The organism is Pedobacter sp. (genome assembly GCF_045628745.1).
In the GTDB taxonomy this organism is placed as follows: Bacteria; Bacteroidota; Bacteroidia; order Sphingobacteriales; family Sphingobacteriaceae; genus Pedobacter.
The window spans coordinates 1-3,415 of sequence record NZ_JAZQPU010000456.1 but is presented as its reverse complement, the minus strand read 5'-3'; the positions used below and the strand labels follow the sequence as shown (position 1 = coordinate 3,415).

Below are 3,415 nucleotides of genomic sequence, written 5' to 3'. Positions count from 1 at the left end.
TTATACCATCACTTTAAATACTACAACCCTTAAATACACACTAGTTAAGAATTAATATTTAATCAATCTACCCTGCAAAAATATATTTATGTTTTTGCAGGGTTTTTAATGCTCTGCTGTTCTAATTTTTATTCAACCTATTCAAAAAGTAATGAGAAAGCTATTTATTGTCATGTTCTTCCTACTGGTCAATTCCTTTGCCCAGGCACAAAAGTTAGAACGTTTAGAGCCTATGTTTTGGTGGGTAGGGATGCACAATCCTAAATTGCAGGTATTAGTTCACGGAGAAAACATCTCTAGTTTAACTGTACAATTAAACTATCCGGGTGTTAAATTAGTGGAAGTACACAAAGTAGAAAATCCTAATTACCTCTTCCTTGACCTTGAAATTGCAGCAGATGCCAAAGCAGGGAAGTTTCCTATACTTTTTACTGCTGCAGGAAAAAAGAAACTGCAATACACTTATGAACTTAAAAACAGGGATAGATCGGCCTCCAGAATTCAGGGCATCGATAATAAAGACCTGATTTACCTCTTAATGCCTGACCGTTTCGCCAATGGCGATTCTAAAAATGATGTGGTCAAAGGTATGCAGGAAACGAAATTAAACCGTGATTCTATGTACTACCGTCACGGCGGTGATATCCAGGGGGTGATTAACAACCTGGATTATATTAAAGGTTTAGGGGTTACCGCTATCTGGATGACACCCGAAATTGAAAACGACATGCAAAACGCATCGTACCATGGATACGCCGCAACAGATCACTACCAGATTGATGCCCGTTTTGGTACAAATGCTTTATATAAAACTTATGTAGACCAGGTTCATGCCAAAGGGATGAAAGTGGTAAAAGATATTGTCCATAACCACATTGGTACAGGTCATTATTTGTTTACTGATATGCCCATGAAAGATTGGGTTAACCAGTGGACAGAATACACACAAACCAGTTATCGCGATCAGCCGGTAATGGATATCCACGCTGCTGCAGCAGATAAAAAAAGAATGCTTGATGGCTGGTTTGTACCTTCCATGCCAGATCTTAATCAGCGTAATCCGTATGTGCAAAATTACCTTACCCAAAACCATATCTGGTGGGTGGAGTATGCAGGCATTGATGGTTTAAGACTTGATACTTACCCTTACAGCGATCCTGTTTATATGGCCGATTGGGCACAAAAGATCAAAGCTGAATTTCCTACTTTAGGCATCTTTGGCGAAACGTTGGTTAACTCTGTAACCAGTCAGGCTTTCTTTACAGGTGGCAATACCGTTAATGGCGGTTTTGATACGCATTTGCCGGGTATTACAGATGCTGTTTTGAAAGACGCTATGTATGAAGCCTTAAATGGCAAATCGGGCTGGACTGATGGCATCTTCAGACTTTACGCTACTTTAGCACAGGACTTTTTATACAAAGACGCAAGTAAAAACGTCATCTTTATGGATAACCATGACATGAGCCGCTTTTACTCTATGGTTAACGAAGACTTCAATAAATACAAAGCCGGCATCACTTTGCTGCTCAGCATGAGAGGCATCCCTCAAGTATATTATGGAACAGAAATCCTGATGAAAAACTTCTCCAATCCTGATGGCTTGGTACGTTCAGATTTCCCTGGTGGCTGGAAAGGCGATGCTGCCAATAAGTTTACTGCCGCAGGCCGTAATGCACAGGAAAATGAAGCTTACAACTATTTTTCTAAACTGGCTAACTTCCGTAAAAGTTCTACAGCATTACAAAGTGGAAAATTAATGCAATATGTGCCAGAGGACGGTATTTATGTGTATTTTAGATATGACAATGCCAATGACCCTTCAAAGTCGGTCATGGTAGTCATCAACACTGAAGACAAAGAAAAACAACTGAACACCTCCAGGTTTAACGAGCGTATGGGCAATGCCACCAGCGCAAATAATGTCATCACCGGAGAAAAAATAAATCAAATTAAAACCCTTACCGTTCCTGCAAATGGAACATTGGTTTTAGAGCTTAACTAATACATGCAAGAACTTTCAATTAATCAATCAACACATCCCTTTGCCTGCATTTTTGACCTTGACGGCGTGCTGGTAGATACCGCTGTTTATCATTTTCAGGCATGGAAACAACTGGCCAATTCTATAGGATTTGATTTTACTGAAGCGCAAAACGAACACCTTAAAGGTGTTAACCGCATGCGTTCCCTAGATATGATTTTGAATTGGGGAGGCGTAGAGAAAACTACTGCCGAAAAAGAAGTTTTAGCAAATACCAAAAACGAATGGTATGTAGCCATGATCAATAAAATGACGGCAGCAGAAGTATTGCCTGGCACTACAGAATTACTGCAAAGCCTGCAGGAGCAAGGTGTTAAAATTGCCCTTGGGTCTGCCAGTAAAAACTCTTCCATTATTTTAGAGCGCACGCAACTGACTTCTTATTTTGATGCCATTGTAGACGGTAATGTGGTTTCGGCTTCCAAGCCCGACCCTGAAGTATTCACCAAAGCTGCAGCTATGCTGCATGTTCCTGCCCACTTATGTGTGGTCTTTGAAGATGCACAGGCAGGCGTAGAAGCGGCAATTGCCGGAAAAATGAAAGTAGTAGGCGTAGGTACCCCAGAAAATTTGCCTGGTGCAGACCAATATGTGGAAAATCTATCGCAAATTACCGCACAGGACATCATGGGCCTGATATATAAAGAAGACTAACCAACAAAATGAAGCGGCTGATTGCCTCATTAACGCTAACAACATTAAAAACACATAATGAAACAATACATACAAGCAGAAGAATGGAATATCGTAGAGGAAGGTTTTGATCCTCACCTTAATAAAATTTCTGAAAGTATATTTAGCATAGGTAACGGCAGAATGGGCCAAAGGGCTAATTTTGAGGAACAATACAGTGGCGAAAGCCTGCAAGGGAATTATGTGGCCGGTGTTTATTACCCTGATAAAACCCGTGTTGGCTGGTGGAAAAATGGCTACCCGGATTATTTTGCTAAAGTATTAAATGCTGCCAACTGGATAGGCCTTGATATCCGTGTGGATAATGAAAATTTAGACCTTAGCCAGGCAAAGGTAACTGACTTTAAGCGCTTGTTAAACATGCAGGAAGGTTACCTTCAACGTAGCTTTACCGCAGAATTAGCCAGTGGCAAAAAACTACAGGTCAAAGCAACCCGTTTCTGCAGCATTGCTAACGATGAAATTGCTGCCCTACATTACCAGGTATTGCCTTTGAACTTTGAGGGCAACATCAGCATCACTTCTTATACAGATGGTGATGTGAAAAACCAGGACTCCAATTATGAAGAGAAATTCTGGGATGAAGTAAGCCGTTTAACAGCAGATCAAAACACCTATTTAACACTAAGAACAAAGAAAACAGCTTTTGAAGTTTGTACCGCTACACAAACAACCGTC

Annotated in this window: 2 protein-coding genes and 1 pseudogene; all 3 read left to right on the top strand. The window is 40.6% G+C overall.

The window, feature by feature from the left end:
• The first annotated feature begins 151 nt into the window (after positions 1 to 151).
• On the top strand, positions 152 to 2,005 hold the full coding sequence (locus tag ACR2F7_RS16435) for a glycoside hydrolase family 13 protein (protein WP_432714625.1): 1,854 nt from the start codon (positions 152 to 154) through the stop codon (positions 2,003 to 2,005).
• Between the two features lie 3 nt (positions 2,006 to 2,008).
• On the top strand, positions 2,009 to 2,698 hold the full coding sequence (gene pgmB, locus ACR2F7_RS16430) for a beta-phosphoglucomutase (RefSeq protein WP_432714624.1): 690 nt from the start codon (positions 2,009 to 2,011) through the stop codon (positions 2,696 to 2,698).
• Positions 2,699 to 2,755: 57 nt separating this feature from the next.
• A pseudogene (locus tag ACR2F7_RS16425) lies at positions 2,756 to 3,415 on the top strand (glycoside hydrolase family 65 protein); the annotation flags it as partial.